The sequence below is a fragment of the Nocardioides sp. genome (assembly GCF_041600255.1).
Classification (GTDB): Bacteria; Actinomycetota; Actinomycetes; order Propionibacteriales; family Nocardioidaceae; genus Nocardioides.
On record NZ_JBFIKK010000028.1, the window covers coordinates 23347 to 29678 of the forward strand.

A 6332-nucleotide genomic window follows, 5' to 3' on the forward strand; every position below is an offset into this window, starting at 1 on the left:
TTAACCAGTGAAACCCGCCCGCTCAGCCCCGATCGTCGTGTCATCCCCGTGCCCGGTGTGCACCACCGTCTCGTCCGGCAGCTCGAGCAGCCTGGCCCGGATCGACTCCACGATCACGTCGGCGTCGCTGAACGAACGACCCGTCGCCCCGGGACCGCCGGCGAACAACGTGTCGCCGGTGAAGACGCAGCCGAGGTCCGGCGCGTATAGGCAGACCGCCCCCGGCGCATGGCCCGGCGTGTGCAGCACCCGCAGCGTCGTACCGGCCACCTCGAGGGTGAGCCCGTCGGCCAGGTCGAGGTCCCACAAGTGATCTGCGTGGGTCAGCTCCCACAGCGGCCGGTCATCGGGGTGCAGCATGATCGGCGCGACCACGGCCTCCCGCAGCGCCGGTGCCACCCGGACATGGTCGTCGTGGGCGTGCGTGCAGATGATCGCCTTGACCTTCCGCTCCCCCACCAGCGCCAGGATGTCCTCGACCGAGTGCGGGGCGTCGATCACCACGCACTCGGTGTCGTCGCCGACCACCCAGAGGTTGTTGTCGACCTGGTGGGTCTCCCCGTCCAGGCTGAAGGTGCCGCTCGAAACCGCGTGGTCGACCCGGGCGCTCACAGGATCACCACCGAACGCAGCACGTCCCCGTGGTGCATCTTCTCGAACGCCGCCTCGACGTCCTCGATGCCGATCTCCTCGGTCACGAACGCATCGAGATCCAGCCGCCCCTGCTGGTAGAGGTCGACCAGCATCGGGAAGTCCCGGCTGGGCAGGCAGTCGCCGTACCAGCTCGACTTCAGCGACCCGCCCCGCCCGAAGACGTCGATCAACGGGATCTCGGGGATCTTCATGTCGGGCGTCGGCACCCCGACGAGTACGACGGTGCCGGCCAGGTCGCGGGCGTAGAACGCCTGCTGCCAGGTCTCCGGGCGACCGACCGCATCGATCACCACGTCGGCGCCGAACCCTCCGGTCAGCTCCTGGATCGCCGCCACCGGGTCGACGGCCGAGGAGTCCACCACGTGCGTGGCGCCCATCGTGCGGGCCATCTCCAGCTTCTTCGCATCGATGTCCACCGCGATGATCGTGCCGGCACCGGCCAGCGCCGAGCCGGCGACCGCGGCCGCGCCCACGCCACCGCAACCGATCACCGCCACCGACTTCCCGCGCGTCACGTTGCCGGTGTTGATCGCCGCCCCCAGCCCCGCCATCACCCCGCAACCCAGGAGTCCGACGGCGGCCGGTCGCGCCGACGGGTCGACCTTCGTGCACTGGCCGGCCGCGACCAGGGTCTTCTCCGCGAAGGCGCCGATCCCCAACGCGGGCGAGAGCTCGGTGCCGGCCCCCGCACCGTCGGCGAGGGTCATCCGCTGGGTCGCGTTGTGCGTGCTGAAGCAGTACTGCGGCTCGCCACGGTTGCAGGCCCGGCAGTCACCGCAGACCGCCCGCCAGTTGAGCACCACGAAGTCTCCCGGTGCCACGCTGGTGACGTCGTCGCCGACCGCCTCCACGATGCCGGCGGCCTCGTGCCCGAGCAGGAACGGGAACTCGTCGTTGATCCCGCCCTCGCGGTAGTGCAGGTCGGTGTGGCAGACCCCGCAGGCCTGGACCCTGACCACCGCCTCACCCGGCCCGGGGTCGGGCACGTTGATCGTGACGAGCTCGACCGGCTGTCCCTGGGCGCGGGCGATGACGGCCCTGACCTGCTGCATGTGGTTCCTCCGAGCTTCGTGGATCGACGGTCGTTGTCACCCTACGCACGGCATGTCTGTGCGCCACATGCACCGACTTCGCCACAATTGCAACCTCTGCGAGCCCGTTCGCGTCTTGGTGGCGTGAACGGAGGACTGACCATGCAACTCACGGCACCAGCCGGGACGAGGATCGCCATGAAGGATCGTGCGGCGAGCCGCGACGAGGACTTCACGGCGTACCTGCAGGCTCGGCAACCCAGTCTGTTGCGCACGGCGTACCTGCTCACCGGGGACCGGCACCAGGCCGAGGACCTCGTCCAGAACGCCCTGGCCAAGCTCTACCTGTCCTGGGACAAGGTCCGCGACCGCGGCTCCATGGACGGCTACGTACGCCGGATCATGGTCAACGAGAACAACTCGCTGTGGCGCCGGGCGTGGAAGCGGCGGGAGTTCGCGACCGACGAGCTCCCCGACTCCACCCCCAGCTACGACACGTACGACGACGGTCGCAGCGGCGCTCTGTGGGAGGTCGTCCAGACCTTGCCGCGCAAGGCGAGAGCAGTGGTCGTGCTGCGCTACTACGAGGAGCTCTCCGAGGCCGAGACCGCCGAGCTGCTCGGCATCTCGGTCGGGACCGTGAAGTCCCAGACCAGCCGAGCGCTCGCCACCCTGCGCGAACGCACGCCCGCCACCCTGAGCCCGAGCGAGGAGGAACGATGAGCAAGCACACGAACGGGCCGGACGACCTCCGGCTCCGCGACGAACTCGGTCGCGAGCTGCACCAGCGTGCCGACCGCTTCCAGGCAGCACCGCTGAGCTTCGACGACGTCCGGGGGCGTGCCGCCCGGATCCAGCGCACCCGTCGGATCAAGGCCGCCGCCGCCGTCGCGGCCGCCGTCGCGATCATCGTTCCGGTCGGCATGTTCGCCGGCCAGGGGCTGAACCGGACCGAGCAGATCCCGCCCGCCTCGCAGGGGCCCAGCGAATCACCCAGCCCAACCCCCGCGGTGCAGCCCGACCCCGGCCCGCACCAGCTCGACGTCGACGCCGCCCAGGGCCCTGGCGCCGCGGTGCCCTATCTGGACCGACGCCTGCTGGTCCGACCGGACGGGACCACGAGGGGGCTTTCGGACACCTACCAGCAGTTCGTCCTCGTCGGCGACGAGATCGTCGCTCTTCGGTACGAGCAGGGCGACCCCTTCCTCGACGTGATCGGCGCGGACGGCGACATCGTCCGGACCGTCGCGGGGGTCACCGGTCTCGCCGGCAACGGCAGCCAGGCCGTCTGGTCGACCGCGAACGGCGACCTGGTCGGTTGGGAGGACGGCACCGACTCCTTGCTGGCCACCCCGGGTGGCGAGGTCGCCGTCGCCGCCGTGGTGGGAGATCTCCGGTCCCCCGACTTCGCCGTCTACTTCAACCGCGGCTACGGGGAGTCCCCGATGGTGACCGTGGGTGGCGAGCCCGCCCAGGCCGTCACCGAGGACTCGATCGTCCTCACCGACGCCGACGCCCGACGCCGTACGGCGCTCCGGGTCTCCTCGAGCGACGCGGGGTCCTGCAGCGGGGTGCACGAACCCGGCACCGGGCTGCTCTGGGAGAGCTGTGACTACTCCCTGACCACGTTCTCGCCCGACGGCCGGTACGTCCTGGCCCCGCCGGCCTACCTCGACGGCCTCGGCTACGGCACACTCGCGGTGCTGGACGCGAGCACCGGCGACCTGGTCACGACGTACGAGATCGACGGCGGATTCATCTCGTCGGCGACCTGGGAGGACAGCTCGCACCCGCTGGTCGTGACGCACACCGACGAGGGCTGGAACATGCTGCGCCTCGGGCTGGACGGGTCGATCGAGCTGGTGGCGGATCCGGTGAACGACGCGGACGAGATGAACCGTCCGTACCACTTCACCGGTCGTCCCTGACCAGCCGGCTGGCCAGGGTCAGGCCAGCACGCTGGTGACCGGCAGCGACGAGTCGGCCGGCAGGTCGAGTGGCGAGGGGGTCCGCCCCCTCGCCACCATCTCGGAGCCGAGAGCGGCCACCATGGCGCCGTTGTCGGTGCACAGACCGGGCCTCGGCACCCGCACCCGGATCCCCAGACCGGCGGCCCGCTCCTCGGCCAACGCCCGCAACCGCGAGTTCGCGGCCACTCCGCCGCCGATCAGGATGTCCTCGATGCCGTGGTGGCCGGCGGCGTCCAGCGCCTTGCGGACGAGTACGTCGCACACGGCCTCCTGAAAACTCGCCGCCACGTCGTTGACCGGCACCGACTCGCCGGAGCGTTCGCGGGCCTCGACCCAGCGGGCGACCGCGGTCTTCAGACCGGAGAACGAGAAGTCGAAGCGGTGCCGCTCCAGGTCCTTGCGGGCGCTGAGGCCCCGCGGGAAGTCGATCGCGATCGAGTTGCCGGAGGCGGCCGCGCGGTCGATGTAGGGACCACCGGGGAACGGCAGACCGAGCAGTCGGGCCACCTTGTCGAAGGCCTCACCGGCGGCGTCGTCGATGGTGGATCCCAGCGGCTCGACGCCCGTGGTCACGTCGTCGACGCGCAGCAGGCTGGAGTGGCCGCCGCTGACCAGCAGCGCCAGGCAGGGCTCGGGCAGGGCGCCGTGCTCGAGCTGGTCGACGGCGACGTGCGAGGCCAGGTGGTTGACGCCGTAGATCGGCTTGCCCAGGCCGAGGGCGAGCGCCTTGGCGGCGGCCACGCCGACCAGCAGCGCCCCGGCCAGGCCGGGGCCGTTGGTCACCGCGATCGCGTCGACGTCGTGCAGCCGGATCCCGGCGGTCTCGCAGGCGCGCTCGATGGTCGGCACCATCGCCTCGAGGTGGGCACGGCTCGCGACCTCGGGCACGACACCGCCGAAGCGGGCGTGCTCGTCCACACTGCTCGCGACCGCATCGGCGAGCAGCGTGTGACCGCGGACGATGCCGACCCCCGTCTCGTCGCAGGAGGTCTCGATCCCGAGGACCAAGGGTTCGTTCATGGTGCTCATCCTGCCTCCTCGACCTGTGCTGCGGGTGTCGAGCCCTTCCCGACCGGCAGCAGCAGGACGGCGGCCGTGGCGCCGTCCCGGTAGTAGTGGCGTCGCCGCGCGATCTCGGTGAAGCCGGCGGCGGCGTAGAAGGCCAGCGCGCCGACGTTGTCCTCACGGACCTCGAGCAGCAGCCGGTCCGCACCCTCGTCGGCCGCTCGGCGGACGACCTCGCTCAGCAGGCCGGCGGCCAGACCGGCACGGCGATGGTCGCGGTCGACGGCGATCCGCTGCAGCTCGGCGATCTCAGCCACGATGCTGGCGGCGGCGTACCCCGCGACGCGGCCCTCGACCTCGGCCACGAGGTAGTGGACGGTCGGCAGCTCACCGCAGACGCCTTGCTCGACCAGGCCCGGAGCCCAGGCGTCGATGCCCAGGGCCTGCTGCTCGATCTCGGCGATGGCGGCCGCATCGGCGGCGACGGCCGAACGGATCACGTGACCGGCTTCGGCTTGCCCGGAGCGGTGGCGTCGGGACGACGGAGGTAGAGCGGGTCGGGGTCGAGCAGCTCGGCGCGCTCCTCGGTGACGATCCGGGCCAACCAGCCGGCGTGCGGCCGGGCCGGGCCGGTGCTGGTCGGGAACGCCTCGGGGTAGAGCGCACCGCCTTCCCCCACGACCGGCAGCTCGGTGGCCAGGTGCGCCGGCTTGTCGACGACCGGGCCGTCGAGGCGGGCGCCGTCGGCGTCGTACGACGCGTAGTAGACCTCCTTGCGCCGGGCATCGGTCGCGGCGGCGAACGGACCGGTGACGGCTCCGGAGTCGACCGCCTCGATCGCGAGGATGTCGAGGGTGCAGACGCCGTACACCGGGATCTCGAGCACGAACGCGAGCGTGCGGGCGGTGACCAGGCCGACGCGGAGCCCGGTGAACGGGCCGGGGCCGACGCCGACCGCGATCGCGGTCAGGTCCTGCCGGACGATGCCGGCCTGGGCGAGGGCCTGCTCGATCAGGGGCGCGAGATCCTCCCCGTGCTTCATCGGGCGCTCGGAGGAGAGCTCGACGATCACGTCGTCGCCGTCGTGGAGGGCGACGCTGACGAGCGGAGTGGCGGTGTCGAAGGCGAGCAGCACAGGACGAGGTTATCGGCCAGGGCGGCGGGCGCTCGTCCTGCTGCCGACAACGGCGGCCGCGCCGACAAGCCCGAGGGCGACGGCGCCACTGCCCACAGCGGACCGGAAGCGGACGGTGTTGGCGGCGAAGCAGTCGGCGGCGACCTCCTGGGCGTAGCCGGCCGCGTGCTCACCACCGGGTGGGCTGTCGTTGTGGTGCAGCCCGGCGTCCCACGGAGCGATGGAGCACACGACGGCTCCGGCAGGAGCATCGGTGCCGAGGTCGGACGCCGTGACGTCGACCGTGGGGTTGTCGAACCAGAGGACGATGCCGGCGAGGAGGAACAGCAGGGCTCCGGCAAGGAGCGCCGCGACGGCGCGACGAGACGTCATGGCCGCACTCTAGAGGCGGCCGGGGGTCGGTGTCGGGGTGGTGGGTGGGCCGAACTCGGGTCGAGGCCGGGCTCTCGAGGGCCCGAGAATTCGTTGTCCGGATGGTGGAAGATCGGCCGGTTTCGAGGGTCGAAATGTCGGTGCTCGCTGCTGGAATTGATCCAT

General features: G+C 71.4%; 8 protein-coding genes. 2 read left to right on the plus strand and 6 right to left on the minus strand.

Annotated features, from left to right (window positions below):
* Window positions 1-612 carry an MBL fold metallo-hydrolase gene (locus tag ABZE72_RS05480; RefSeq protein WP_372728012.1) on the minus strand — a complete coding sequence of 204 codons (612 nt, stop codon included), beginning with the start codon at window positions 610-612 and terminating at the stop codon, window positions 1-3.
* Window positions 609-1706, minus strand: a complete 1098-nt coding sequence (locus ABZE72_RS05485; protein WP_372728013.1) for an S-(hydroxymethyl)mycothiol dehydrogenase — start codon at window positions 1704-1706, stop codon at window positions 609-611. The genes ABZE72_RS05480 and ABZE72_RS05485 overlap by 4 nt, the downstream gene beginning before the upstream one ends.
* 177 nt (window positions 1707-1883) lie before the next feature.
* Between ABZE72_RS05485 and ABZE72_RS05490 the strand changes: the two genes are divergently transcribed.
* Together ABZE72_RS05490 and ABZE72_RS05495 are read left to right on the plus strand one after the other, a co-directional pair.
* Complete coding sequence (locus ABZE72_RS05490) at window positions 1884-2408, plus strand: SigE family RNA polymerase sigma factor (protein ID WP_372728014.1); 525 nt, start codon at window positions 1884-1886, stop codon at window positions 2406-2408.
* The gene (locus tag ABZE72_RS05495; protein ID WP_372728015.1) at window positions 2405-3613 is read left to right on the plus strand and encodes a hypothetical protein; all 1209 of its coding nucleotides are present in this window, start codon (window positions 2405-2407) and stop codon (window positions 3611-3613) included. The genes ABZE72_RS05490 and ABZE72_RS05495 overlap by 4 nt, the downstream gene beginning before the upstream one ends.
* Before the next feature lie 18 nt (window positions 3614-3631).
* Here ABZE72_RS05495 and tsaD read toward each other — a convergent pair whose 3' ends face one another.
* Genes tsaD through ABZE72_RS05515 form a run of 4 tightly spaced genes read right to left on the minus strand, consistent with a single transcriptional unit; the run spans window position 3632 to window position 6167 of the window.
* The gene (tsaD, locus tag ABZE72_RS05500) at window positions 3632-4675 is read right to left on the minus strand and encodes a tRNA (adenosine(37)-N6)-threonylcarbamoyltransferase complex transferase subunit TsaD (protein ID WP_372728016.1); all 1044 of its coding nucleotides are present in this window, start codon (window positions 4673-4675) and stop codon (window positions 3632-3634) included.
* A 5-nt stretch (window positions 4676-4680) separates the two neighbouring features.
* A complete protein-coding gene (gene rimI, locus ABZE72_RS05505) occupies window positions 4681-5160 on the minus strand; it encodes a ribosomal protein S18-alanine N-acetyltransferase (protein WP_372728017.1) in 480 nt (159 codons plus the stop codon).
* Complete coding sequence (gene tsaB / locus ABZE72_RS05510) at window positions 5157-5795, minus strand: tRNA (adenosine(37)-N6)-threonylcarbamoyltransferase complex dimerization subunit type 1 TsaB (RefSeq protein WP_372728018.1); 639 nt, start codon at window positions 5793-5795, stop codon at window positions 5157-5159. Before tsaB ends, rimI begins: the two co-directional genes overlap by 4 nt.
* Before the next feature lie 9 nt (window positions 5796-5804).
* Window positions 5805-6167: a hypothetical protein gene (locus ABZE72_RS05515; RefSeq protein ID WP_372728019.1), complete on the minus strand. Its 363-nt coding sequence runs from the start codon at window positions 6165-6167 to the stop codon at window positions 5805-5807.
* Window positions 6168-6332: the final 165 nt, after the last annotated feature.